This window comes from Burkholderia sp. BE17 (assembly GCF_009362305.1).
GTDB classification, from domain to species: domain Bacteria; phylum Pseudomonadota; class Gammaproteobacteria; order Burkholderiales; family Burkholderiaceae; genus Burkholderia; species Burkholderia pyrrocinia_C.
The window spans coordinates 251,902-275,551 of sequence record NZ_WHNU01000002.1 but is presented as its reverse complement, the minus strand read 5'-3'; the positions used below and the strand labels follow the sequence as shown (position 1 = coordinate 275,551).

The following is a 23,650-nucleotide window of genomic DNA, read 5'->3' as shown; positions in this document are numbered from 1 at the left end:
CGGCCGGCAAGCCGCCGGGTGCACCAGCGTACTGGTCGCTAACGCTTCCCGTCGAGCGTCTCCGACGGCGATTCCCCGAATTTCTCCCGGTACGCGATCGCGAACCGTCCAAGGTGGGTAAACCCGCAATCGAGCGCGACATCGGCAATTCGCCGGTCAGACGCCGCGCCGCGCAACAGCTCGCGCGCATGGTCGAGCCGCGTCGCGCGCAGGTATTGCATCGGGCTCATCCCGCGGAACTGCAGGAACGCGTCGCGCAGCGTCCGTTCCGGCACGTTGGCGGCGCGGACGATATCGGCGAGCTGCAGCGGCTGCGCGTAATGCGCGTTCACGAACTCCTGCGCGCGCCGCACGAAGCCCGGCGCCGGGTCGCGGTGCGACGCGTGCAGCACGGACGGCGGATGGCCTTCGATCAGCAGGTCGATCAGCAGGTGCTCGAGCTGCGACGCGACGCGCGGGTTCGCGTTCGCGCGTTCGAGCAGTTCGGGCGAACGCGCGACGAGCATCAGCTGCTGGCGCCATGCGGCGAGCGCGGCGTCGCTGATATGCAGCACGGGGTCGAGCGTCGCGCGCGGATCGCCGGTCAGCGAGCCGACGGTCGCCGCGTCGATGCGCAGCACGAACTGCTCGCAATCGGCGGACAGCACCGCGTCGAAGCGCTCACCGGGCGCGCACAGCACGCCGGTCCGGCCGTCGACGCCGAGCTGCCGCCCCATCGCGCGCACCTCGGCCTGGCCGGACAGGCAGAACATCAGCAGGTAATAACCGTCGACCGCGTCGACCTGCACGCGCATCGCGTCACCGAACGCGATCGTGCCGATCCCGAGCCCGCCGAGCTTGACGAAATCCATGTGCGACGCGCCGTGCACGCGGCCGTTCGGCAGCAGCGCGTGCGGCTGCATCACGCGCGAGATCCGCTCGCGCGTCTCGTCGAGATCACGGGATTCGAACAGCCGGTGCGCGCGCAGCGCGAGCGGCTCGAACGACATTGGGGACATGGGCATCAGCCTGATTGTGGACGGCGCGCTTCGATCCGACGAATGGGGCGCGATCGGACGCGGTGTCGTGTGTGCCGTCATGCTAGCTCAGAAATCCGCCGAAAGTGGATATTGCGCCGCCGCAATCGCACTTTCCGGATAGACGGAGAATATTAGCCTCTCAAAAATGGACTCCATCTTATTAATGAAACGGATCAACAAGGAGTCCGACATGGAGCAGACAGAATCGCCCGTCGTATTCGCCGCGCGCGACGACGCGTCCGACGTGAGGTTTCCGCACGACGACGGCTCGCGCGTGCCGTACAAGGTGTTCAGCTCGCGTGCGGTCTACGACCGCGAGCAGGAACGCATCTTCCGCGGGCCGACGTGGAACTTCGTCGCGCTGGAAGCGGAAATCCCGAACGCCGGCGACTTCAAGAGCACGTTCGTCGGCGACACGCCGGTGGTCGTCACGCGTGCCGAGGACGGCACGCTCGCCGCGTGGGTGAACCGCTGCGCGCACCGCGGCGCGCAGGTATGCCGCAAGTCGCGCGGCAACGCCAGCTCGCACACGTGCGTGTATCACCAGTGGAGCTTCGACAACACGGGCAACCTGCTCGGCGTGCCGTTCCGGCGCGGCCAGAAGGGGATGACCGGGATGCCGGCGGATTTCGATCCGAAGCAGCACGGGCTGCGCAAGCTGCGCGTCGACAGCTATCGCGGGCTGGTGTTCGCGACCTTCAGCGACGACGTGATGCCGCTGCCCGACTACCTCGGCGAGCAGATGCGCCCGTGGATCGACCGGATCTTCCACAAGCCGATCGAGTATCTCGGCTGCACGCGCCAGTATTCGAAGTCGAACTGGAAGCTGTACATGGAGAACGTGAAGGACCCGTATCACGCGAGCATGCTGCACCTGTTCCATACGACCTTCAACATCTTCCGCGTCGGGATGAAGGCGCGTTCGATTCCGGACGCGAACCACGGGCTGCACAGCATCATCACGGTGACGAAGACGAACGACGACACGTCGGCCGCGTACAAGCAGCAGAACATCCGTTCGTTCGACGAGGGCTTCCACCTCGAAGACGAATCGATCCTCGATCTCGTATCGGAATACGACGAGGACTGCACGAACCATATCCAGCCGATCTTTCCGCAGCTCGTGATCCAGCAGATCCACAACACGCTGGTCGCGCGACAGATCCTGCCGAAGGGCCCCGACAACTTCGAGTTGATCTTCCACTTCTTCGGCTATGCGGACGACACGCCCGAGCTGCGCGCGCTGCGCATCAAGCAGGCGAACCTCGTCGGGCCGGCCGGCTATATCTCGATGGAGGACACGGAGGCGACCGAGCTCGTGCAGCGCGGCACGGTGCGCGACGGCGATGCGACGTCGGTGATCGAGATGTCGCGCGGCAATCCGGACCAGCAGGACACGGTGATCACCGAAAGCCTGATCCGCAAGTTCTGGGTCGGCTACCAGAAGCTGATGGGCTATTGAAGCGGGAGCGAGAAATGACGGAAGACATGAAGACGTGGTTCGAGATTTACATGCTCCAGAACCGCTACATCGGGCACCTCGACAACGACCGGCTCGAACGCTGGCCGGAAATGTTCACCGAGGACTGCACATACGAAATCGTGCCGAAGGAGAACGCGGATCTCGGGCTGCCGGTCGGGATCGTCCACTGCACGAACCAGCGGATGCTGCGCGACCGCGTGGTGTCGCTGCGGCACGCGAACATCTTTGAAGAGCACACGTACCGGCACATGACGTCGGGCCTGACGATCGTCGCGGAACGCGACGGCGAGATCGACACCGAGAGCAACTACGTGGTCGTGCAGACGCGCAGCAACGGCGAGTCGAACGTGTACCAGGCCGGCAAGTACTACGACACGGTCGTGCGCACACCCGACGGGCTGCGCTACAAGACCAAGCGCGTGATCTACGACACGTCGCGCGTGCAGACGCTGCTCGCAACCCCGATCTGACGAAGCAAGGAACCGACATGACCGAAGCAACGCTCGCCGAGTGGCATCCGCTCGGCGCTTTCGACGAATTCTCCGAAGACGAACCGGCGGCGCGCGTCGCCGGCCAGAAGCCGGTCGCCGTGTTCCGGATCGGCGACGAACTGTTCGCGATGCACGACCTTTGCACGCACGGCCATGCGCGGCTGTCCGAAGGTTATGTGGAGGACGGTTGCGTCGAATGCCCGCTGCACCAGGGGCTGATCGACATCCGCACCGGCGCGCCGAAATGCGCGCCGATCACGGAGCCGGTGCGGACCTATCCGCTCCGGATCGTCGACGGGCAGGTGGAAGTCAATGTCGGCTGATCCGTTCGTGATCGTCGGCGCGGGCCACGCGGCCCGGCGCACGGCCGAAGCGCTGCGCGAACGCGATGCCGCCGCGCGCATCGTGATGATCGGCGCGGAGCGCGAGCTGCCGTACGACCGGCCCGCGCTGTCGAAGGATGCGCTGCTGAGCGACGGCGGCGAGCAGCGCGCGTTCGTGCGCGATGCGGCGTGGTACGACACGCAGCGCATCGAGCTGCGGCTCGGCACGCGTGTCGAGGCGATCGAGCGCGACGCGCAGCGCGTGCGGCTCGACGACGGCACGACGCTGCCGTACGCGCGGCTCGTGCTCGCGACGGGCTCGCGGGTGCGCACGTTCGGCGGCGCGATCGACGAAGGTGTCGAGCCGCGTTACGTTCGCACCGTTGACGATGCGCGTGCATTGCGCGCGAAGCTTGCGCCGGGCCGTCGCGTCGCGGTGCTCGGCGGCGGGTTCATCGGCCTCGAGGTCGCGGCTGCGGCGCGCCAGCTCGGTTGCGACGTGACGGTGATCGATCCTGCTCCCCGATTGCTGCAGCGTGCGTTGCCGGAAGTCGTCGGCGCGTATGCGCGTCAGTTGCACGACGCGCGCGGCGTGGTGTTTCAGGTGGCGACGCTGCCGCGTGCGATTCGTCGTGCGCCGTCCGGCGGTGCGATCGTCGAGACCGATCGCGGCGACGTGCAGGCCGATATCGTCGTGGTCGGCATCGGCGTGGTGCCCAATGTCGAGCTCGCACAGGCGGCCGGGCTCGACGTCGACAACGGGATACGCGTCGACGCGGGCTGCCGCACCGCCGATCCCGCGATCTTCGCGACGGGCGAGGTGACGATGCACTTCAATCCGCTGCTCGGGCGTCACGTGCGGATCGAATCGTGGCAGGTCGCCGAAAACCAGCCGGCCGTCGCGGCCGCGAACCTGCTCGGCGCGGACGAAGCCTATGCCGAGCTGCCGTGGCTGTGGTCCGATCAGTACGACTGCAACCTGCAGATGCTCGGGCTGTTCGGCAGCGAACGCACGATCGTCGTGCGCGGCGATCCGGCGAGCGGGCCGTTCACGGTGTTCGGGCTGGGCGACGACGGCAGGATTGTCGCGGTGGCCGCGGCGAACCTGGGGCGCGACATCGGCGCATCGCGCCGGCTGATCGCGGCGGGGGCGGTGCCCGATCCGGTGAAACTCGCCGATCCGGCGGTGAACCTGAAGACGTTCCTGTAACGGCGGCAGGCGCGTCGAGCATGGCAAGCGCGGCAGTCGGATTGCATCGGCGATGACGTCGCCGGCCGCGCGTTTGCCGGACGGTTGCGCGACGTGGCGGGTGACGTGATGCGCGGCGGCGGTCGCGCGGGCCCGTCGCGCATCATGCCGCGCGTTTGTCTGCCGGTGCGAAATCGGGGATATTAGCGGCATCGCCGATCCGCTCGTCCTCCATGCCGCCAGACAAAGCCCTCGAACTGAAACGAAGCAAGCGCCGCGCGCTGTGGCTGCTGCTGGCCGCGGTCGCGGTGTTCGTCACGACGATCCTGCTGCCGCGCGGCCAGTGGGTCGACGGTGTCAAGGCCGTGGCCGAGGCCGCGATGGTCGGCGCGCTCGCCGACTGGTTCGCGGTCGTCGCGCTGTTCCGCCGCGTGCCGATCCCGTTCGTATCGCGCCATACCGAGATCATCCCGAAGAACAAGGACAAGATCGCCGACAATCTCGCGGTGTTCGTGCGCGAGAAGTTCCTCGGCCCTGACGCGCTCGCCGCGCAGATCCGCCAGCACGATCCCGCGCAGAAACTCGGCGCTTGGCTCGGCGAGCCGGCGAACACCGACGCGCTCGGCGGTTATGTGACGAAGCTGATGGGCTTCGCGCTCGACATGACCGACGACGCGCGGATCCAGTCGTTCGTCCACGACGCGTTTCGCGCGGTGATCGACCGGGTCGACCTGTCGCAATCGGTTGGCGCGATCCTCGACACGCTGACGAAGGACGGCCGCCACCAGGCGCTGCTCGACGATGCGATCGAACAGGTGGTCGACGTGCTCGACAAGGAGGAGAACCGCGAGGTGATCGCGGGCTTCATCGTCGAATGGCTGAAGACGCAGTACCCGAAGGTCGAGAAGATCATACCGACGCAGTGGTTCGGCGAGAACGGCGCGCGGATGCTCGCCAGCGCGGTGAGCCGTGTGCTGGAGGGTGTGGCGGCCGACCCCGAGCACGAGTTGCGGCAGCGCTTCGACCGGACGGTCGCGCGGCTGACCGAGCGGCTGAAGCACGATCCCGCGTTCATCGCGAAGGGCGACGAGATCAAGCGCTACATTCGCGACGGCGATGCGTTCAACGAATATGCGCGCGACTTGTGGGACCAGTTGCGCGCGTGGCTGAAGGCCGATCTCGCGCGCCCCGATTCGACGCTGCACCGGCAGGCCGCGACGCTCGGCGGCTGGCTCGGCGCGCGGCTCGCCGAAAGCCCGGCGCTGCGCGCGTCGCTGAACGAGCATATCGAGAAGGCCGTGCACGAGATGGCGCCGGATTTCGCCGATTTCCTGATGCGTCACATTCGCGATACGGTGCGCAACTGGGATGCGCGCGAGATGTCGCGGCAGATCGAGCTGAACATCGGCAAGGATCTGCAGTACATCCGCATCAACGGCACGCTGGTCGGCGGGCTGATCGGGCTCGGGTTGTATCTGGTGTCGCTGGTGCCGCGCTGGGCGGCCGGGTGGCTGCATTGATGCGGCCACGGACATCGCGGAAAGGGCGCGATGCCGCGCGCCCGTGCATCACGCGCGCGCTTTCGAGCCGTGCAGTTGCAGGCCGAGCGCCTTGATGACCTTCAGGATCGTGCCGAAGCTCGGGTTGCCGTCGTGCGACAGCGCCTTGTACAGCCCTTCGCGCGACAGGCCCGCATCGCGCGCGACCTGCGACATGCCGCGAGCGCGTGCGATCACGCCGAGCGCGTGCGCGATGAAGGCCGGATCGTCGCCGGCCTCTTGCAGGCAGGCCTCGAAGTAATCGGCCATGTCGTCTTCGGTTTGCAGATGGTCGGCCGAATCCCACGGCCGGGTGCTGATCTTGTCCATCGATCACTCCATGTCGAGATGCGCAAGCATCGCGTGCGCGGCGCGTATGTCGGCCTGTTGCGTCGATTTATCGCCGCCGCAGAGCAGGATGACCCAGATCGTTCCGCGCCGGACGTAGTAGACGCGATAACCGGGGCCATGGTCGATACGCATCTCGACGACCGGCGAGCCGGCGGATTTCCAGTCGCCCGGATTACCCATCGACAGGCGGTCGATGCGCGCCTGGATGCGGCGCTTCGCGACGCGATCCTTCAGGCCGGCAAACCATGCGTCGAAGACGTCGGTGGTCCGGATGCTGTACGTAGGCGCACTGTAGGGCATTGATAGCAGTATGTCAACCATGGTTCACAGGTGTATCGGGCTATTCCGTAGTCGCTACATTAGGGCTGCCTGCTTTGTTTGCGCGTCAAATGGCCGTTTGGCCGAAGTCGAAATCTTTCGAATCCGTCTACAATCAAAAACGTCTTTGCCGCCCGTGCGCGCCCGCCGCGCACGGGCGGGTCCGTTCGTCCTCCGGTATCCGGAGGCGCCGCCGCGCATCGCTCATGGCGCGGCGAGCAGTGCCGTGGTCTGTGTCCGGTAGGTAAAGCGTCCGCGTGCCGTAGGCCGGCGCGCGTCATGTACGCCGCGTGTCCGTATGCCGGGCAGGCGGCATAACCGAGAGTCCCCCATGAAAGCATCGGATCTGTTCGTGAAGGCGCTGGAAGCCGAAGGCGTCGAGTACGTATTCGGCATTCCCGGCGAAGAAAACCTCGATCTGCTCGAGTCGCTGCGGCGATCCAGGATCAAGCTCGTGCTGACCCGGCACGAGCAGGCGGCCGGTTTCATGGCCGCCACCTACGGCCGCCTGACGGGCCGCACCGGCGTGTGTCTCGCGACGCTCGGGCCCGGCGCGACGAACCTCGTGACGGCCGCCGCGTATGCGCAGCTCGGCGGGATGCCGATGCTGATGATCACCGGGCAAAAACCGATCAAGTCCAGCAAGCAGGGCCACTTCCAGATCGTCGACGTGGTCGACATGATGCAGCCGCTCACGAAGTTCACGCGGCAGATCGTGTCGATCGGCAACATCCCGTCGGCCGTGCGCGAAGCGTTCCGCCGCGCCGAGGAAGAGCGCCCGGGCGCCGTGCATCTCGAGCTACCGGAAGACATCGCGCACGAGGAAGGCGACGGCAAGCCGATCCCGCGCAGCTACAGCCGGCGGCCGGTGGCCGAGGAGAAGGCGGTCGCGCATGCGGTCGACGCGATCCAGGCCGCGCGCCATCCACTGCTGATGATCGGCGCGGGCGGCAACCGCAAGACGACCCGCAAGATCCTCGGCGAATTCGTCGACAAGACGGGCATCCCGTTCTTCACGACGCAGATGGGCAAGGGCGTGATCGACGAGACGCACCCGCTGTGGCTCGGCAACGCGACGCTGTCCGACGGCGACTTCGTGCACCGCGCGATCGAGCATGCGGACTGCATCATCAACGTCGGCCACGACGTGATCGAGAAGCCGCCGTTCTTCATGCACGCGGACGACAAGACCGTGATCCACGTGAACTTCCTCGGCGCGCAGGTCGATCCCGTCTATTTTCCGCAGATCGAGGTGGTTGGCGACATCGCGAACGCGGTGTGGCAGATGACGGAAGCGATCGTCCCGCAGCCGCACTGGGATTTCGTGCGCTTCGCGATGATCAAGGAGCATTTCGACGCGCATCTGGAGAAGGGCCAGCACGACCCGCGCTTCCCGATGTACCCGGTGCGCATCGTGGGCGACCTGTACAACGCGCTGCCGACCGACGGGATCGTCTGTCTCGACAACGGGATGTACAAGATCTGGTTCGCGCGCTACTGGCGCGCGCACGAGCCGAACTCGCTGTTGCTCGACAACGCGCTCGCATCGATGGGCGCGGGCCTGCCGTCGGCGATCGCGACGAAGATCGTGCATCCGCAGCGCAAGGTGATCGCCGTGTGCGGCGACGGCGGTTTCATGATGAATTCGCAGGAACTCGAAACGGCCGTGCGGCTGAAGCTCGACATCGTCGTGATGATCCTGCGCGACGATGCCTTCGGGATGATCCGCTGGAAGCAGGAGAACATGAATTTCCCCGATTTCGCGATGACGCTGCAGAACCCCGATTTCGTATCGTATGCGCAAAGCTACGGCGCGCACGGGCATCGCGTCGAATCGGCCGACGATCTCGAGCCACTGCTGCGCGAGTGCTTCTCGGCGCCGGGCGTGCACGTGATCGACGTGCCGATCGACTACTCGGACAACGAGCGCGTGCTGAACCGCGAGATCAAGCGGCTGTCGGCGCAACTCTGAATTCCCCGTTCACAGGAAGGAGTCGTTCCATGTTGAAGGAAACCTATCCGTACTACCTCGCCAACGAGGCGGTCTACGCGAACACCGATCTGGAAGTGACGGACAAGTTCAGCGGCAAGGTCGCGACGCGCGTCGCGCTGGCCGACGCGAAGGCGATCGATGCGGCGATCGGCGCGGCGGTCGATGCCGCGAAACCGATGCGCGAGCTGCCGGCCTTCAAGCGGCAGGCCGTGCTCGACCATTGCGTCGCGCGCTTTCGCGAGCGTTTCGACGAGCTGGCCGAGGCGCTGTGCATCGAGGCCGGCAAGCCGATCAACGATTCGAAGGGTGAAGTGACGCGGCTGATCGATACGTTCCGCGTCGCATCCGAGGAATCGGTGCGCATCGACGGCGAGATCATCAACCTCGAGATCTCCGCGCGTGCGCAGGGCTATACGGGCTACACGAAGCGCGTGCCGGTCGGTCCGTGCTCGTTCATCTCGCCGTTCAACTTTCCGCTGAATCTCGCCGCGCACAAGGTCGCGCCCGCGCTCGCGGCCGGCTGTCCGTTCGTGCTGAAGCCCGCGAGCCGCACGCCGATCGGCGCGCTGATCATCGGCGAGGTGCTCGCGGAAACCGACCTGCCGAAGGGCGCGTTCTCGGTGCTGCCCGCGCATCGCGACGGTGCCGATCTCTTCACGACCGACGAGCGCTTCAAGCTGCTGTCGTTCACGGGCTCGCCGGCCGTCGGCTGGGCGCTGAAGGAGAAGGCCGGCAAGAAGAAAGTCGTGCTGGAACTCGGCGGCAACGCGGCCGCGATCGTCGATGCGGACCAGCGCGACCGGCTCGACTACGTGGTCGAGCGTCTCGCGTTCGGCGCGTACTACCAGTCGGGCCAGAGCTGCATCGGCGTGCAGCGGATCCTCGTGCGTGCCGATCTGTACGATGCGCTGCGCGAGAAGCTGATCGCGAAGACGCGTTCGCTGAAGATGGGCGATCCGAAGGATCCGTCGACGTTCGTCGGCCCGATGATTTCCGAATCCGAATCGCGCCGGCTGTCGGGCTGGATGGATGCGGCCGTCGCGGCGGGCGCGAAGATCGTCGCGGGCGGCAAGGTCGACGGCGCGATGTTCGAGGCGACGCTGCTGGAAAACGTCGGGCGCGAGCAGGACCTGTACCGCAAGGAGGCGTTCGGCCCCGTCGCGATCCTCGAGAAATTCGACCGGTTCGACGACGCGCTCGCGCGCGTGAATGACAGCGATTTCGGGCTGCAGGCCGGCGTGTTCACCGATTCGCTCACGCATGCGCAGCGCGCGTGGGACGAGCTGGAGGTCGGCGGTGTCGTGATCAACGACGTGCCGTCGTTCCGCGTCGACAACATGCCTTACGGCGGCGTGAAGGATTCGGGCCTCGGCCGCGAAGGGGTCCGCTACGCGATCGAGGACATGACCGAGCCGCGGTTGATGGTCGTGCGGCGCCGGTAACGCGGGGCGGGCAGCGCGGTGCCGCGACGGCACGCGGGTGGGCGATCGTGCCGGCCCGCGTGCCGTTTTTCATCGCGGTGCGCGCAGCGGGCCGCCTCGTGCCCGTGCCGCGTGACGGGCTCCCGAACGCACTCGACTGCGGGCATCGCATCGTGATGTAATCGCGCCGAACTGCCGACCGGGGTACGACGCCGGAAAGCGCGAATTCATTCTTCACGAGGTCGATTCATGTCTCCCGTCTCGGCATTCAAGCTGGTTCTGTTGTCATTCCTGGCGATCGTCGCGCTCGAATGCATCGCCAAGCGGTTGCGGCTGCCGCCCGCGGCCGCGCTGCTGATCGGCGGCATCGGCATCGCGTTCATCCCCGGACTGCCGCCGATCAACCTCGATCCCGAACTGGTGCTGCTGGTGTTCCTGCCGCCGCTGCTGATGGACGGTGCTTACTTCTCCGTGTGGGAGGAGTTCAAGCGCAACGTCGGCGGCATCCTGCTGCTCGCGATCGGCGCGGTCGTGTTCACGACGTTCGCGGTCGGTTTCGCCGTGCACTGGGTCGCGCCGGCGCTGCCGTGGGCCGCGTGCTTCGCGCTCGGCGCGATCGTGTCGCCGCCCGACGCGGTCGCTGCGAAGGCCGTGCTCGAACGTGTCGCGCTGCCGCGCCGGCTGATGGTGTTGCTCGAAGGCGAAAGCCTGCTGAACGACGCGGCCGGCCTCGTGCTGTTCCGCTTCGCGGTCGCGGCCGCGCTGACCGGCGCGTTCAGCCTCGAGCACGCGGTCGTGCGCTTCGCGGAGCTCGGGCTCGGCGGCGTGGTGGTCGGCTTCGTGGTCGGCAGGCTCGTCGTATGGTTCCTGAAGCTGCTCGACGACGACTATCTCGTGATCACCGTCGCGGTGATCGCCGGCTGGATCGCGTATATCGCGGGCGAAATGGTCGAGGTGTCGGGCGTGATCGCGACCGTCACGGCCGGCATGATCATCGGCTGGCATCAGCACGAGGTGTTCTCGGCGGCGGTGCGCACGCGCGGCACCGCGTTCTGGCAGGTCATCGTGTTCCTGCTCGAAGCGATGGTGTTCGTGCTGATCGGGCTGTCGCTGCGCGGCGCGATGCATCGGCTCGGCGGCTTCGAGCAGGTGCTCGGCACGATGGTGCCGCCGGTGCTCGCGGTGCTGGCGGCGGTGATCGTGTCGCGCTTCGTGTGGATCTACGCGGTCGAGGCAATGAAGTGGCCGGTGCGCGGGATCGCGCGGCGCGGCGACGCGCCCGACTGGAAGGCCGCGACGATCATGAGCTGGGCCGGGATGCGCGGCGTCGTCACGCTGGCGATCGCGCTGTCGCTGCCGGAGGCGATGCCCGGCCGCGACGTGATCCTGGTCGCGTCGTTCGCGGTGATCCTCGTCACGGTGCTGCTGCAGGGCACGACGATCGGGCCGCTGATCCGGCTGCTGCGCCTGCCGCAACGCGAGGAGCGCGCCGCGCATCATCTGACGGAGCCGCAGACGTGGGCGTACGTCGAGGCCGCGCAGCTCGCGGCGATCCAGTCGCTCGTGCGCGACGAGAACGGCGTGGTGATCCATCCGCGCCTGCTCGAGCAATACACGTATCGCGCGGAAATGACCGAGCGGGCGAAGAACGAACCCGCGTATCCGGCGGAAGTGCGCACCGCGCACTACGACGTGGTGCTGGCCGCGATCAGGGCCGGGCGTGCGGAACTGTTGCGCCTGCACCGTTCGGGCCGCATCCACGACGAGATGCTGCACATGCTCGAACGCGATCTCGACCTGCAGGAAGTGTCCGCGCACCACGCGCGCGGATAGGCGGCCGCGCCGCCATCACGTGGGCCGGCTTCCTGCCGGCTCCATGCGCGTGCGAGGCGGGCCTCGCCCGGCGCGCCGCTTTTTTCTCCCTTCCTCGAGCCGATTCTATGCATTCGCATCAGGCCCCAATACATCTTGCGAGCGGGCCTTGCAGCGCATGCAAACCTCGCCGTGCCGGCCGCGCAAACGTTATCGTCTTTCGAATCCGGAAATGATCTGATTTATCTGATTGCGGCTCTTTCCGCATATTTGGCAAAACTAAACCGGAAGGAGATAGATGCTGTGTTCTAATTTCATTTAGAATCAGCCGGTTATGTTTATTGAGAGAAAGAATGCGGAGGTAATGCGGTCGTCGACGGGGAAAAACCGGCGCCCGGCGCCCCGCAAGGCAGTGCCGACAGGCCAAATCGGCGGAATCAGGCGGGTTTATCAACCCGCAATATAAGATAGCGTCCAAGTCGGATAAACAACTCCCATGAAAGAATCGATTGGAGGTTCGGCGTTTGAAACTGTATTTATGAAAGAATCGAGCGGTGATAATGCTCCGGATTGTCTTGAATCGGGGCTTTCGGTTCTCCTGGTCGACGATCAACCGTTCGTCGGCGAGGTGATCCGACGCGCGCTGCGCAGCGAACACGACATCGATCTGCACGTGTGCACCGACGCGCACCGGGCGATGGCGGTCGCGCGCGACGTGAAGCCGACGGTCATCCTGCAGGATCTCGTGATGCCGGAGTTCGACGGCCTCGATCTCGTCCGCGCATGGCGCGCGAACGCCGGCACCGCACGCGTGCCGATCATCGTGCTGTCCGCGAAGGAGGAGCCGATCGTCAAGCGCGAGGCGTTCATCGCCGGCGCGAACGACTATCTGGTGAAGCTCCCCGACGCGATGGAGCTGACCGCACGCATCCGCTATCACTCGAATTCGTATCTGATGTCGCGGCAGCGCGACGAGGCGCTCGATTTCCTGTCGCACGACATGCGTTCGCCGCAGACCTCGATTCTCGCGCTGCTCGACGTCTACCGGACCGAACACGGCGACATGCCGGCGATCATGGAGCGCATCGCCGGCCATGCGCGGCGCGCGCTCGCGCTCGCCGACGGTTTCATCCACCTGACCCGCGCGCAGTCCGAGCGACGCGCGCACGAGGTCGTGAGTCTCAACGAGATCGTGCTCGATGCCGTCGACCAGCTTTGGGAGAAGGCGGCCGCGTGCGGCAGCCGGGTCGTCGCGCACGTGCCCGATACCGAGTGCGTGACGATGGGCGACCGCATGATGCTCACGCGCGCGGTCGCGAACCTGATCGACAACGGGTTGAAGTACGGCCCGGCCGGCACGGACGTGCATTGCACGCTGAGCGGCGAGGACGGTGCCTGGCTGATCGGCGTCGAGGATACCGGCGCCGGTATCGCACCGGAGCAGCGCACGGCCGCGACCGAGTCGTTCGTGCAGCTCGAATCCGCGCATGGCGCGGCGCGCGGCGGCTTCGGCCTCGGGCTCGCGTTCGTCCGCGCGACGGCGGCGCGGCATCGCGGCCGGATTCTGATGCGCAACACGGTGCGCGGCTTCATGGTCGCGCTTCGACTGCCGGCGCAAGCGGAGCGGTGATTTCGCGGCGCGGCCTGCCGGCGCCGCGTCGTCCGCATTCGACCACGAGGCGCTCGTGGCGCGCCGATCGGCGCGCAGGCGGGCGTGGATTTTTTCAACGCTGATTTTAGAAAGCCCATAACGAACATGGCCACAGTGACGCCCCGTGCGACCAATGAAAGCCTGCATCCGACGATCGGCGCTGCCCGGCTGACGCTCGGCAATCGCATCCTGCTCAGCTTCGGCGTGCTGTTCGTGCTGATGCTGGTGACAGCCGGCGTGTCGTACGAGCGCCTGCGCGCGATCAACAGCGAAGCCGTCAGCATCGAGCGCGACTCGCTGCCCGGCGTCTACCTCGCGGCGTCGCTGCGCGGCTCGGTCAACGAATCGTTCGCGCAGCTGCAGCAGGCCACGTTCGTCGACACCGACCCCGAAGCCGTGCAGCGCGATCTCGCGAAAATCGCCGAAGCGCTGAAGGAAGTCGAGTCGCTGTCGGTCGAATACCAGAACACGACGTTCCGCGACGACGACCGTCAGCGCTTCGCGACGTTTCGCGGCTCCTACGATCGCTACCTGCCGCTGCTGAACGAAGCCGTGCAGAAACACCGCCTGTCGCGCGACGATGCCGTTGCCGCCTACGCGAAGGTGCAGCCCGTGTGGGTCGAGGTCGTGCGCAATGCGAATACGCTGGTACAGGAGAACCGCAAGTTCGCCGACCAGTCCGCGAAGCTGATCCGCGAATCCGTGCAGGACACCGAGGTCGTGCTCGCGACCGCACTGGCGGTCATGCTGCTGTCCGCGATCGCGCTCGGCTATTTGCTGTTCCGTTCGGTTACCGTACCGATGGCGCGGCTCGTCGAAGTGCACGACGTGATGCGCACCGGCAACCTGACGCGCCGCCTCGACCTGCGCCGTGGCGACGAATTCGGCACGCTCGAGACGGGCTTCAACCGGATGGCCGACGAGCTGACCGAGCTGGTCTCGCGCGCGCAGCAATCGTCGCTTCAGGTGACGACTTCGGTCGCCGAGATCGCGGCGACGTCGCGCGAGCAGCAGGCGACCGCGAACGAAACCGCGGCCACGACGACCGAGATCGGCGCGACCTCGCGCGAGATCTTCGCGACGTCGCGCGACCTGCTGCGCACGATGAACGAGGTGGCCGGCGTGGCCGAGCAGTCGGCGACGCTCGCGGGCGTGAGCCAGAGCGGGCTCACGCGGATGGGCGAGACGATGCGCAGCGTGATGGACGCGGCCGGTTCGGTGAACGCGAAGCTCGCGATCCTCAACGAGAAGGCGCTGAACATCAACCAGGTGGTCGCGACGATCACGAAGGTGGCCGACCAGACCAACCTGCTGTCGCTGAACGCGGCGATCGAGGCCGAGAAGGCCGGCGAGTACGGCCGCGGCTTCGCGGTCGTGGCGACCGAGATCCGCCGCCTCGCCGACCAGACGGCCGTTGCGACCTACGACATCGAGCAGACGGTGAAGGAAATCCAGTCGGCCGTGTCGGCGGGCGTGATGGGGATGGACAAGTTCTCGGAGGAAGTGCGCCGCGGGATGCTCGACGTGCAGCAGGTCGGCGGGCAGCTGTCGCAGATCATCGCCGAGGTGCAGACGCTCGCGCCGCGCTTCCAGATGGTCAACGAAGGGATGCAGACGCAGGCGAACGGCGCGGAGCAGATCACGCAGGCGCTGTCGCAGCTGTCCGAAGCCGCGCAGCAGACCGCCGAGTCGCTGCGCCAGTCGTCGCAGGCGATCGACGACCTGACGCTCGTCGCGAACCAGTTGCGCACCAGCGTGTCGCGCTTCAAGGTCGACGCGTGACGCGCGGCGACCCGCAGAACGGCGCACAGGCGCTGTTCCTGATGTTCGAGCTCGACGGCGAGCGTTATGCGCTCGACGCGGCCGGCATCGAGGAGGTGCTGCCGCTCGCGATCACGAAAGCCGTGCCCGGCGCACCCGAATGGATCGCCGGGCTGCTGATGCGCGGCGGCCAGCCGGTGCCGGTGATCGACGTGCCGATGCTTGCGCTCGGGCGCCGCGCGCACGCGCTGCGCTCGACGCGGCTCGTGATGGTGCGCTACCGCGCGGGCCACGCCGACGGCGAGCGCATGATCGGCCTGATCGTCGAGCGTGCGACGCAGACGATGCGGATCGATCGCGCGGCGTTCCGCGCGAGCGGCATCTCGACCGCGCGCACGCGCTGGCTCGGGCTCGTCGCGAACACGCCCGACGGCGTCGTGCAGCAGGTGTCGATATCCGACCTGATCGACGACGTTGCGCGCCTGTATCTGTTCGACGGCCTGCCGGGCCACGGGGAGGAGTCCGCATGAAAGAGTCCGAATCGCGATTTCGCGGCTGGCTGCTGCGCGAGACCGGCATCGACCCCGATTCGCTCGGCAACGATTTTCTGCTCCGTGCGCTGACGGAGCGCGTGCATGCGCTGCAGGCGGACGGCGAGCGCCTGCCGTCGGCCGCGCGGCCGACCGTGACGCAGGACGCGCTCGATGCGTACTGGCAGCAGCTCAACGCGTCGGCCGACGAGCGGCGTGCGCTGGTCGAACTGTTCGTCGTGCCCGAGACGTGGTTCTTCCGCGACCGCGAGGCCTTCGCGACGCTCGCGCGGCTCGCAGCCGAACGGCTCGCCGCGACGCCCGGGCGCGTGATCCGCGTGCTGAGCGCGCCGTGCTCGACGGGCGAGGAGCCATATTCGGCGGCGATGGCGCTGCTCGACGCGGGGCTCGAACCGGCCGGCGTCACCATCGACGCGATCGACCTCAGTGCACGCGCGATCGAACAGGCTCGCCTCGGCAGTTACGGGCGCAACGCGTTTCGCGGCACCGCGATGGAATTTCGCGCGCGCTACTTCACGCCGTCCGCCGACGGCTGGCTGCTCGACGAGCGCGTGCGTGCGCGCGTGCAGTTCCGGCACGCGAACCTCGTCGAACCTCTCGCCGATACGGGCTTTCGCTACGATTTCGTGTTCTGCCGCAACGTGCTGATCTACTTCGACCGCGACGCACAGGATCGCGTGATCCGTTCGCTCGACGCCTGTCTTGCCGACGACGGCGTGCTGTTCGTCGGGCCGGCCGAAACGGGCGTCGCGATGCGGCACGGGATGCGCTCGGCGCGCGTGCCGCTCGCGTTCGCATTTCATCGCGAGCCGGCCGGTACGGCGGCCGATGCAGGTGCAGCCCGGGCTGCGGCGCCGCTGTCCGCGGCGGCGGCGTACCCGCGCGCGGAGCGCTTCAAGGTCGCGCCGCTCGTGGCGACGCGCCCGGTGCTGGCCGTCGCGCCGCCGGCCTGGCTCGGCGACGGGCCGCAGCCGTTCGCGGCGCCACCGCCGGCCGTGCGCGCGGCCGCGTTCGATGCACGGGCCGATCTGTCGGTGGCGACGGCCGAAGCGTCCGCGTCGGTCGCCGAAGGCGTCGCACCGACGCTCGAGGAGGCGCAGGCGCTCGCGAACGCCGGTGCGTTCGACGAGGCCGAGCGCGTGCTCGCGCAATTCTCGGCGCGCGTCGGGCCGCATGCCGACGCGTTCTACCTGAACGGGCTGATCGCGGATGCGCGCGGGCGCGCCGCGGAAGCCGGCGTCTTCTACCGGAAGGCGCTGTATCTGCGGCCCACGCACCACGAGGCGCTGACCCATCTCGCGACGCTGCTCGACGTCGGCGGCGATCGCGCGGGCGCGCAATGGCTGCTCGAGCGGGCACGACGCTCGGCCGGCTGACACGAATACGGGATCGGGATCGACACCGCGATGACCAGAGGAACTCATGAACCGCGCCGCCGCTGCCACTGACGATACGACGATCGACGTCGACGATTGCTGGAACCGGATCGGTACGCGCGGCGACCGCTCGTGCGAGCGACTGGCCGACTGCCAGCGCTGCCTGAACTGCCCGGTCTACGCGTATCACGCGGCGAAGCTGCTCGAGCGACCGCTCGGCGACGTCGAGATGGCCGACGCGACACGCCGGATGAGCGCGTTCGGCACCACGCGCGTGCGCGACGACGGCGATACGCGCCACGCGGCGCTGGCGTTTCGCGTGGCCAACGAATGGCTCGCGTTGCCGATCGGCGTGCTGCGTGAGATCGCCGGCACCCGCCCGATCCATTCGCTGCCGCATCGCCGCAATTCGGCCGTGCGCGGCGTGGTCAACATCCGCGGCACGCTGCGCATCGCGATCTCGATCGGCGCGCTGCTCGGCCTCGATGCCGGCAAGGGCGGCAGCGGCAGTGGCGACGGCCGTTTCACGCGGCTGCTGGTGGCCGCGCACCAGGGCGATCCGGTCGTGTTTCCGGTCGACGAAGTCGAGGGCGTGCTGCGCTTCGGCGCATCCGACTGGGTGCCCGTGCCGGCAACGGTCGGGCGCGCGAGCGCCGGCCTGTCGCGCGGCGTGCTGTCGTGGCGCGGCAAGTCGGTGGGCCTGCTCGACGACGATCGCCTGTTCGACGCCGCGACACGGAGCATGCGATGAGCGGCGACGACGATCTGAGCCACCTGTCGCTGCTCGAGCTGTATCGCGAGGAGACGCGCACGCAGACCCAGGCGCTGTCGGAGCGCTTGCTCGCGCTCGAATCGGGCGAGCCCGATTCCGTCGCGCTCGAGGCGTGCATGCGTGCCGCGCATTCGCTGAAGGGCGCCGCGCGCATCGTCGGCGTGCCGCTCGGCGTCGACATCGCGGGGCGGATGGAAGAATGCTTCGTCGCCGCGCAGGCCGGCACGATCGCGCTGACGGCCACGCACGTCGACGTGCTGCTCGCCGGCGTCGACCTGCTGGTGCGCGTCGGCGATCCGCAGGGGCAGCCCGTGACGTCGACCGAGATCGACGTGTTCGCGGCGGCGCTGACGGGCGCCGATGCCGCGCAGACGATACGGGCGGCCGGCGTGCCGCCGCCGGTCGCGCCGTATCGCGAGCACGACGGCGCCGCGAACGAGCCCGTCGGGGCCGGCGCCACGATGCCGCCGCTCGCGGTGTCGGGCACGGTGCCCGATCCGGTCCAGGCCGGCCGCGTGGCCGGCGCCGGCGCGATGCGCCGCGTGCGTGCCGATACGCTGAACCGGCTGCTGAGCCTGTCGGGCGAATCGCTGGTCGAATCGCGCTGGCTCAAGCCGTTCGCCGAATCGATGCTGCGCGTGAAGCGCGCGCAGCGCGACGCCGCCCGTTCGCTCGATTTGATGTACGAACAGTTCGCCGACGATCTCGACTCGGGCATGCTCGCGTCGATGAACGAAGTGCGGCACATGCTCAACGACCTGCAGCGGTCGCTCGCCGAGCGCATGGACGAATTCGACCGTTTCGAGCGGCGCAGCACGCATATCGCCGAGCAGCTTTACGACGAGGCGCTGCAATGCCGGATGCGGCCGTTCGGCGATGCGACGCGCGCGTATCCGCGCATCGTCCGCGATCTCGCGCGTTCGCTCGGCAAGCAGGTGCGCTTCTCGATCGTCGGCGAGGGCACGCAGGTCGACCGCGACATCCTCGACCTGCTCGACGCGCCGCTCGGCCACCTGCTGCGCAACGCGATCGACCACGGCGTCGAGTCGCCCGATGCGCGGCGCGCGCGCGGCAAGCCGGCCGAGGCGAGCGTGACGCTTGAGGCGCGCCACAGCGCCGGCTCGCTGCTCGTCAGCGTGATCGACGACGGGCCGGGCGTCGACATGGACGCACTGCGCGCGGCCGTCGTGCGCCAGCGCCTGACCGACGACGAGACGGCCGCGCGGCTGTCCGATCCCGAGCTGCTCGAATTCCTGCTGCTGCCGGGCTTCTCGATGCGCGATGCGGTGACCGACGTGTCGGGTCGCGGCGTCGGCCTCGACGCGGTGCAGGAGATGGTGCGCGGCGTGCGCGGCGCGGTGCGGATCTTCAATGAGCCGGGCGCGGGCATGCGCTTCGTGCTGCAGTTGCCGCTCACGCTGTCGGTGATCCGCAGCCTGCTCGTCGAAGTCGGCGGCGAACCGTATGCGTTCCCGCTCGCGCACGTGCGCCGCACGCTCGAGCTCGCGCATGACGACATCGACGTGCTCGAAGGGCAGCCGCATTTTCCGTTCGACGGCCGGCGCGCGGGCCTCGTCGCCGCGCACCAGTTGCTCGACGCGGGCGAACCCAACGGCGCGCGCGGGAGCACGGCGGTGGTGGTCGTCGGCGGCGAGCCCGAGCTGTACGGCGTCGCGGTCGACCGCTTCCTCGGCGAACGGATGCTCGTCGTGCAGCCGCTCGACAGCCGCCTGCACAAGATCCAGGACATCGCGGCCGGCGCGCTGCTCGAGAACGGCGACCCCGTGCTGATCGTCGACGTCGAGGACCTGATCCGCTCGGTCGACAAGCTCGTGCGCGGCGGGCAGCTCGCGCGGCTCACGCGCGACCCGCAACTCGCGCTCGCCGACCGGCGCCGCCGCGTGCTCGTCGTCGACGATTCGCTGACGGTGCGCGAGCTCGAACGCAAGCTGCTGGAAAAGCGCGGCTACGACGTGACGGTCGCGGTCGACGGGATGGAAGGCTGGAACGCGGTGCGCAGCGATGCGTTCGATCTCGTCGTCACGGATGTCGACATGCCGCGCATGGACGGCATCGAACTCGTCACGCTGATCAAGGGTGATCCGATGCTCAAGCGCGTGCCGGTGATGATCGTGTCGTACAAGGATCGCGACGAGGATCGCCGCCGCGGGCTCGATGCCGGCGCCGACTACTACCTCGCGAAGAGCAGCTTCCACGACGAGGCGCTGCTCGATGCCGTGCACGACCTGATCGGGGAAGCGCGCGCATGAACATCGGCATCGTCAACGACCTGCCGCTGGCCGTGGAGGCGCTGCGCCGCGTGCTCGCGCTGCGCACGGACCACCGCGTGCTGTGGGTCGCGACCGACGGCGACGAGGCCGTGGACTTCTGCGTCGCGCATCCGCCCGATCTCGTGCTGATGGATCTCGTGATGCCGAAGGTCGACGGCGTTGCCGCGACGCGCCGGATCATGGCGCGCGCGCCGTGCGCGATCCTGATCGTGACGGCGAGCGTCAGCGCGAACACGTCGTCGGTGTACGAGGCGATGGGCGCCGGCGCGCTCGATGCGGTCGATACGCCGACGCTCGCGCTCGGGTTGTCGACCGACGCGTCGCCGCAGGCGCTGCTCGCGAAGATCGACCAGATCGGCAGACTGCTCGAAAGCCGCGCCGCGGCACTCGCGCCGCCGGGGCCGGCGCCCGCGCGCGGCCTGCCGACGCTCGTCGCGATCGGTGCGTCGGCGGGCGGGCCGACCGCGCTCACCGCGCTGCTGCGCGCGCTGCCGGCGGATTTCCCGGCTGCGATCGTGATCGTCCAGCACGTCGACCAGGCGTTCGCGCTCGGGATGGCCGAATGGCTCGACGGCTATACGCGGCTGCCCGTGCGCGTCGCGCGGCAGGGCAGCGTGCCGCAGGCCGGCGAGGTGCTGCTCGCGGCGACCGACGATCACCTGTACCTGTCGCCGCGCGGCGTGCTCGGCTATACGCGGCATCCGGTGGAGACGCCGTACCGGCCGTCGATCGACGTGTTCTTCAACAGCGTCGCCGACGGCTGGCAGGGAGAGGCGCTCGGCGTGCTGCTGACGGGCATGGGGCGCGATGGCGCGCTCGGCCTGAAGGCGATGCGCGCGAAAGGCTGCTATACGATCGCGCAGGACGAAGCGACCAGCGCCGTCTACGGAATGCCGAAGGCGGCCGCGGCGATCGGCGCGGCATCGGCGATCCTGCCGCTCGAGCGGATCGCGCCGCAACTGATCTCGCGCATCGCGCGCGCGCCGCGCGACTGACGGCACGCCGGGGAGCGCGACGCCGTTCCGGCCCGGTGCGCCGGCGCTGCATTGCGTGCGATGCGCGGCGTCGCGTACAATTGCGGCCTGCGGAGATGGCATGCCTCCCTGCGGTCGTTGCGGCGCGTTGCGCGCGGTGCGGCCCTCAACCGCCGGTTTGCCCGGCTGATGATGCCTGCGTGTTCCTGGGTTGTCAGGAGGTCGCAGGCCGTCCATGCGGTGTTCTGCCGCCCAGGTTTTGATGTTCTGTCGAATCTGGAAATCATGTTTTTCAAGACTTCTGCCGATCTTCTCGCGACCGTGCGCTACGTGTGCCGCTGGCTCGCGCTTTCGGCCCTGCTCGGCGCGCTGGCCGGCACGGCTTCCGCGCTGTTCCTGATCGCGCTCGACTGGGCGACCGGCACGCGCGTCGCGCATCCGTGGCTGTTGTGGGGGCTGCCGGCCGCCGGTTTCGCGACCGGGTGGATCTACCATCGTTTCGGCCAGTCGGTCGCGCGCGGCAACAACCTGCTGATCGACGAGATTCACGACCCGAAGGCGCTCGTGCCCAAGCGGATGGCGCCGCTCGTGCTCGTCGCGACCGTCGTCACGCACCTGTTCGGCGGCTCGGCCGGCCGCGAAGGCACGGCCGTGCAGATGGGCGGCGCGCTCGCCGATCGCGTCACGCACGTGTTCCGCCTCGACCGCGAGCATCGTCGCGTGCTGCTGATGGGCGGCATCGCGGCCGGTTTCGCGTCGGTGTTCGGCACGCCGCTCGCGGGTGCCGTGTTCGGGCTCGAGGTGCTTGCGATCGGTCGCGTGCGGTACGACGCGCTGCTGACCTGCGTCGCGTCGGCGATCGTCGCGGACGTCGTGTGCCGTGCGTGGGGCGTGCATCACACGGCCTATGCGATTCCGTTCGTGCCGGCCGTGTCGGCGACGGGGCTGGCCGTGACGGTCGTCGCGGGAATCGCGTTCGGCGTCGTCGGGCGGCTGTTCGCGTATGCGACGCATGCGCTGACCGCGGGGTTCCGGCGCGTTGTCCGCTATGCCCCGCTGCAGCCGGTGCTAGGCGGCCTGCTGGTCGCGGCGGCGGCTACCGTGCTGAACGTGCCGCAGTACCTCGGTCTCGGCATTCCGACGATCGAGGCCGCGTTTCACGGGCCGCTGCCGCTCTACGATTTCGCGGGCAAGTTCGCGTTCACCGTCGTCACGCTGGCGTCGGGGTTCAAGGGCGGCGAGGTGACGCCGCTGTTCTACATCGGCGCGACGCTCGGCAACGCGCTCGGCCAGGTGCTGGCGCTGCCGGTGCCCGTGCTCGCGGGGCTCGGCTTCGTCGCGGTGTTCGCGGGCGCGGCCAACACGCCGATCGCGTCGACGATCATGGCGATCGAACTGTTCGGCGCGGATATCGGCGTGTATGCGATCGTCGCATGCGTTGTCGCGTATCTGTTTTCGGGGCACGCGGGGATCTATCGCGCGCAGCGCGTGGCGGTGGGGAAGGGGGCGCAGGCTGACGCGGAGTGAGGCGGAACCGTGGGTCGAGGTGTTCGCCGACGAAAGCCGGTGCCCGGTGATTCAGCGGATCACCTGGCACGCCGGCATCCGTTACTTCTTCGGCAGTTGCGCGACATTGCGCGCCAGCAGTTCCTCGATATCGACGCCTTTTTCCGCCAGCAGCGTCGTGACGATGCCGGTCAATTCGCCGAGTGTTTCCTTGACCGATTCCCGGATCGTATCCACGACGACCTGCGTGCTGCGCTCGATCTCGATGTTGACCTTGTCGTTGACGCCCTTCGCATCGAAGGTCGTCGCGCGTCGCGTCTCCGGGATCAGCCAGATTTCAAACCAGCCTTCGTCTCGATTGACGTCCGAAACGGTGAGACTGCAGCCGTTGATCGCGATATAGCCCTTCGCGAACACATAGCGTTTGAATTCGGCGGGCACGCCGATGCGAATCATCCGGTTGTGCTCGGACGACGCGATGTGCAGGATGGTCCCCGGGAAGTCGACATGGCCGGACAGCGGATGCCCGCCGATTTCCGCGCCGTCCTTCGCGGCCCGCTCCACGTTGATCCGCGCGCCTGTCGCCAGGTCGGCCAGCGTGGTGATCTTCAGGCTCGGCAGCATCACGTCGAAGTCGATCAGCTCCGGCGAATGGATGGTCGTCACCGTCAGGCACACGCCGTCGACGGAGACGCTGGCACCGATCTCGATGTCGTCGGTAAACCGCTCGGGGAATTCGATGCTGAAGGTTCTCAGCTCCCCGTGATCCTTGATGGCCTTGATGACGCCAACGCCCTGCACAATGCCTGTAAACATGGTCGAACCCTCGT

At 67.9% G+C, this 23,650-nt stretch carries 21 protein-coding genes and 1 riboswitch; of the genes, 17 read left to right on the top strand and 4 right to left on the bottom strand.

What is annotated here, in order from left to right:
• Positions 1 to 38: 38 nt before the first annotated feature.
• Complete coding sequence (andR, locus tag GD429_RS03755) at positions 39 to 998, bottom strand: anthranilate 1,2-dioxygenase regulatory protein AndR (RefSeq protein WP_152855723.1); 960 nt, start codon at positions 996 to 998, stop codon at positions 39 to 41.
• Here andR and GD429_RS40265 point away from each other — a divergent pair.
• The 6 genes from GD429_RS40265 (at position 997) to GD429_RS03730 (ending at position 6,025) form a co-directional block, all read left to right on the top strand.
• Positions 997 to 1,140, top strand: a complete 144-nt coding sequence (locus tag GD429_RS40265) for a hypothetical protein (RefSeq protein ID WP_193727047.1) — start codon at positions 997 to 999, stop codon at positions 1,138 to 1,140. The genes andR and GD429_RS40265 overlap by 2 nt on opposite strands.
• A gap of 69 nt (positions 1,141 to 1,209) precedes the next feature.
• Positions 1,210 to 2,481 (top strand): anthranilate 1,2-dioxygenase large subunit AndAc, encoded by a 1,272-nt coding sequence (gene andAc, locus GD429_RS03750; protein WP_152855722.1) that lies wholly within the window; start codon positions 1,210 to 1,212, stop codon positions 2,479 to 2,481.
• Positions 2,482 to 2,495: 14 nt separating this feature from the next.
• Positions 2,496 to 2,972 (top strand): anthranilate 1,2-dioxygenase small subunit AndAd, encoded by a 477-nt coding sequence (andAd, locus tag GD429_RS03745; protein ID WP_131948025.1) that lies wholly within the window; start codon positions 2,496 to 2,498, stop codon positions 2,970 to 2,972.
• Positions 2,973 to 2,989: 17 nt separating this feature from the next.
• Positions 2,990 to 3,316 (top strand): anthranilate 1,2-dioxygenase ferredoxin subunit AndAb, encoded by a 327-nt coding sequence (gene andAb, locus GD429_RS03740; RefSeq protein ID WP_152855721.1) that lies wholly within the window; start codon positions 2,990 to 2,992, stop codon positions 3,314 to 3,316.
• Complete coding sequence (andAa, locus tag GD429_RS03735; RefSeq protein ID WP_152855720.1) at positions 3,306 to 4,526, top strand: anthranilate 1,2-dioxygenase system ferredoxin--NAD(+) reductase; 1,221 nt, start codon at positions 3,306 to 3,308, stop codon at positions 4,524 to 4,526. The genes andAb and andAa overlap by 11 nt, the downstream gene beginning before the upstream one ends.
• A gap of 212 nt (positions 4,527 to 4,738) precedes the next feature.
• Positions 4,739 to 6,025 carry a DUF445 domain-containing protein gene (locus tag GD429_RS03730; protein ID WP_152855719.1) on the top strand — a complete coding sequence of 429 codons (1,287 nt, stop codon included), beginning with the start codon at positions 4,739 to 4,741 and terminating at the stop codon, positions 6,023 to 6,025.
• Positions 6,026 to 6,073: 48 nt separating this feature from the next.
• On the opposite strand, the gene GD429_RS03725 is transcribed toward GD429_RS03730, so the two are convergent.
• Both GD429_RS03725 and GD429_RS03720 read right to left on the bottom strand, forming a co-directional pair.
• Entirely contained in the window at positions 6,074 to 6,373 is a 300-nt protein-coding gene (locus tag GD429_RS03725; RefSeq protein ID WP_034185118.1) for an addiction module antidote protein, read from the bottom strand.
• A 3-nt stretch (positions 6,374 to 6,376) separates the two neighbouring features.
• Entirely contained in the window at positions 6,377 to 6,694 is a 318-nt protein-coding gene (locus GD429_RS03720; protein ID WP_152855718.1) for a type II toxin-antitoxin system RelE/ParE family toxin, read from the bottom strand.
• Between the two features lie 349 nt (positions 6,695 to 7,043).
• Between GD429_RS03720 and GD429_RS03710 the strand changes: the two genes are divergently transcribed.
• The 11 genes from GD429_RS03710 to GD429_RS03655 all read left to right on the top strand — a co-directional run bounded on the left by GD429_RS03710 (position 7,044) and on the right by GD429_RS03655 (position 22,841).
• A complete protein-coding gene (locus GD429_RS03710) occupies positions 7,044 to 8,684 on the top strand; it encodes an acetolactate synthase large subunit (protein WP_152855717.1) in 1,641 nt (546 codons plus the stop codon).
• A 29-nt stretch (positions 8,685 to 8,713) separates the two neighbouring features.
• Positions 8,714 to 10,147 carry an aldehyde dehydrogenase family protein gene (locus tag GD429_RS03705; protein ID WP_152855716.1) on the top strand — a complete coding sequence of 478 codons (1,434 nt, stop codon included), beginning with the start codon at positions 8,714 to 8,716 and terminating at the stop codon, positions 10,145 to 10,147.
• Positions 10,148 to 10,375: 228 nt separating this feature from the next.
• The gene (locus GD429_RS03700; protein ID WP_152855715.1) at positions 10,376 to 11,959 is read left to right on the top strand and encodes a Na+/H+ antiporter; all 1,584 of its coding nucleotides are present in this window, start codon (positions 10,376 to 10,378) and stop codon (positions 11,957 to 11,959) included.
• Positions 11,960 to 12,434: 475 nt separating this feature from the next.
• Positions 12,435 to 13,568: a response regulator gene (locus GD429_RS03695; protein WP_152855714.1), complete on the top strand. Its 1,134-nt coding sequence runs from the start codon at positions 12,435 to 12,437 to the stop codon at positions 13,566 to 13,568.
• Between the two features lie 126 nt (positions 13,569 to 13,694).
• A complete protein-coding gene (locus GD429_RS03685; protein ID WP_152855713.1) occupies positions 13,695 to 15,371 on the top strand; it encodes a methyl-accepting chemotaxis protein in 1,677 nt (558 codons plus the stop codon).
• Between the two features lie 41 nt (positions 15,372 to 15,412).
• Positions 15,413 to 15,880 (top strand): chemotaxis protein CheW, encoded by a 468-nt coding sequence (locus GD429_RS03680; RefSeq protein ID WP_152855762.1) that lies wholly within the window; start codon positions 15,413 to 15,415, stop codon positions 15,878 to 15,880.
• On the top strand, positions 15,877 to 17,277 hold the full coding sequence (locus GD429_RS03675; RefSeq protein ID WP_152855712.1) for a CheR family methyltransferase: 1,401 nt from the start codon (positions 15,877 to 15,879) through the stop codon (positions 17,275 to 17,277). The genes GD429_RS03680 and GD429_RS03675 overlap by 4 nt, the downstream gene beginning before the upstream one ends.
• Before the next feature lie 46 nt (positions 17,278 to 17,323).
• Entirely contained in the window at positions 17,324 to 18,028 is a 705-nt protein-coding gene (locus GD429_RS03670) for a chemotaxis protein CheW (protein ID WP_152855711.1), read from the top strand.
• On the top strand, positions 18,025 to 20,319 hold the full coding sequence (locus GD429_RS03665; protein ID WP_152855710.1) for a hybrid sensor histidine kinase/response regulator: 2,295 nt from the start codon (positions 18,025 to 18,027) through the stop codon (positions 20,317 to 20,319). The genes GD429_RS03670 and GD429_RS03665 overlap by 4 nt, the downstream gene beginning before the upstream one ends.
• Positions 20,316 to 21,335, top strand: a complete 1,020-nt coding sequence (locus GD429_RS03660; protein ID WP_152855709.1) for a chemotaxis response regulator protein-glutamate methylesterase — start codon at positions 20,316 to 20,318, stop codon at positions 21,333 to 21,335. Before GD429_RS03665 ends, GD429_RS03660 begins: the two co-directional genes overlap by 4 nt.
• Positions 21,336 to 21,417: 82 nt before the next feature.
• Positions 21,418 to 21,520, top strand: a riboswitch (Fluoride riboswitch).
• A 79-nt stretch (positions 21,521 to 21,599) separates the two neighbouring features.
• The gene (locus GD429_RS03655) at positions 21,600 to 22,841 is read left to right on the top strand and encodes a voltage-gated chloride channel family protein (protein WP_152855708.1); all 1,242 of its coding nucleotides are present in this window, start codon (positions 21,600 to 21,602) and stop codon (positions 22,839 to 22,841) included.
• Positions 22,842 to 22,922: 81 nt separating this feature from the next.
• Here the strand turns inward: GD429_RS03655 and GD429_RS03650 are convergent, their stop codons facing one another.
• On the bottom strand, positions 22,923 to 23,636 hold the full coding sequence (locus GD429_RS03650) for a riboflavin synthase subunit alpha (RefSeq protein WP_152855707.1): 714 nt from the start codon (positions 23,634 to 23,636) through the stop codon (positions 22,923 to 22,925).
• Between the last annotated feature and the right edge of the window lie 14 nt (positions 23,637 to 23,650).

Bases quoted from the DNA above. Each gene is read 5' to 3' on its own strand.
- GD429_RS40265 (WP_193727047.1), top strand. From the start codon at position 997: ATGGGCATCAGCCTGATTGTGGACGGCGCGCTTCGATCCGACGAATGG.
- andR (WP_152855723.1), bottom strand. From the start codon at position 998: ATGTCCCCAATGTCGTTCGAGCCGCTCGCGCTGCGCGCGCACCGGCTG.
- andAc (WP_152855722.1), top strand. From the start codon at position 1,210: ATGGAGCAGACAGAATCGCCCGTCGTATTCGCCGCGCGCGACGACGCG.
- andAd (WP_131948025.1), top strand. From the start codon at position 2,496: ATGACGGAAGACATGAAGACGTGGTTCGAGATTTACATGCTCCAGAAC.
- andAb (WP_152855721.1), top strand. From the start codon at position 2,990: ATGACCGAAGCAACGCTCGCCGAGTGGCATCCGCTCGGCGCTTTCGAC.
- andAa (WP_152855720.1), top strand. From the start codon at position 3,306: ATGTCGGCTGATCCGTTCGTGATCGTCGGCGCGGGCCACGCGGCCCGG.
- GD429_RS03730 (WP_152855719.1), top strand. From the start codon at position 4,739: ATGCCGCCAGACAAAGCCCTCGAACTGAAACGAAGCAAGCGCCGCGCG.
- GD429_RS03725 (WP_034185118.1), bottom strand. From the start codon at position 6,373: ATGGACAAGATCAGCACCCGGCCGTGGGATTCGGCCGACCATCTGCAA.
- GD429_RS03720 (WP_152855718.1), bottom strand. From the start codon at position 6,694: ATGCCCTACAGTGCGCCTACGTACAGCATCCGGACCACCGACGTCTTC.
- GD429_RS03710 (WP_152855717.1), top strand. From the start codon at position 7,044: ATGAAAGCATCGGATCTGTTCGTGAAGGCGCTGGAAGCCGAAGGCGTC.
- GD429_RS03705 (WP_152855716.1), top strand. From the start codon at position 8,714: ATGTTGAAGGAAACCTATCCGTACTACCTCGCCAACGAGGCGGTCTAC.
- GD429_RS03700 (WP_152855715.1), top strand. From the start codon at position 10,376: ATGTCTCCCGTCTCGGCATTCAAGCTGGTTCTGTTGTCATTCCTGGCG.
- GD429_RS03695 (WP_152855714.1), top strand. From the start codon at position 12,435: ATGAAAGAATCGATTGGAGGTTCGGCGTTTGAAACTGTATTTATGAAA.
- GD429_RS03685 (WP_152855713.1), top strand. From the start codon at position 13,695: ATGGCCACAGTGACGCCCCGTGCGACCAATGAAAGCCTGCATCCGACG.
- GD429_RS03680 (WP_152855762.1), top strand. From the start codon at position 15,413: ATGTTCGAGCTCGACGGCGAGCGTTATGCGCTCGACGCGGCCGGCATC.
- GD429_RS03675 (WP_152855712.1), top strand. From the start codon at position 15,877: ATGAAAGAGTCCGAATCGCGATTTCGCGGCTGGCTGCTGCGCGAGACC.
- GD429_RS03670 (WP_152855711.1), top strand. From the start codon at position 17,324: ATGAACCGCGCCGCCGCTGCCACTGACGATACGACGATCGACGTCGAC.
- GD429_RS03665 (WP_152855710.1), top strand. From the start codon at position 18,025: ATGAGCGGCGACGACGATCTGAGCCACCTGTCGCTGCTCGAGCTGTAT.
- GD429_RS03660 (WP_152855709.1), top strand. From the start codon at position 20,316: ATGAACATCGGCATCGTCAACGACCTGCCGCTGGCCGTGGAGGCGCTG.
- GD429_RS03655 (WP_152855708.1), top strand. From the start codon at position 21,600: ATGTTTTTCAAGACTTCTGCCGATCTTCTCGCGACCGTGCGCTACGTG.
- GD429_RS03650 (WP_152855707.1), bottom strand. From the start codon at position 23,636: ATGTTTACAGGCATTGTGCAGGGCGTTGGCGTCATCAAGGCCATCAAG.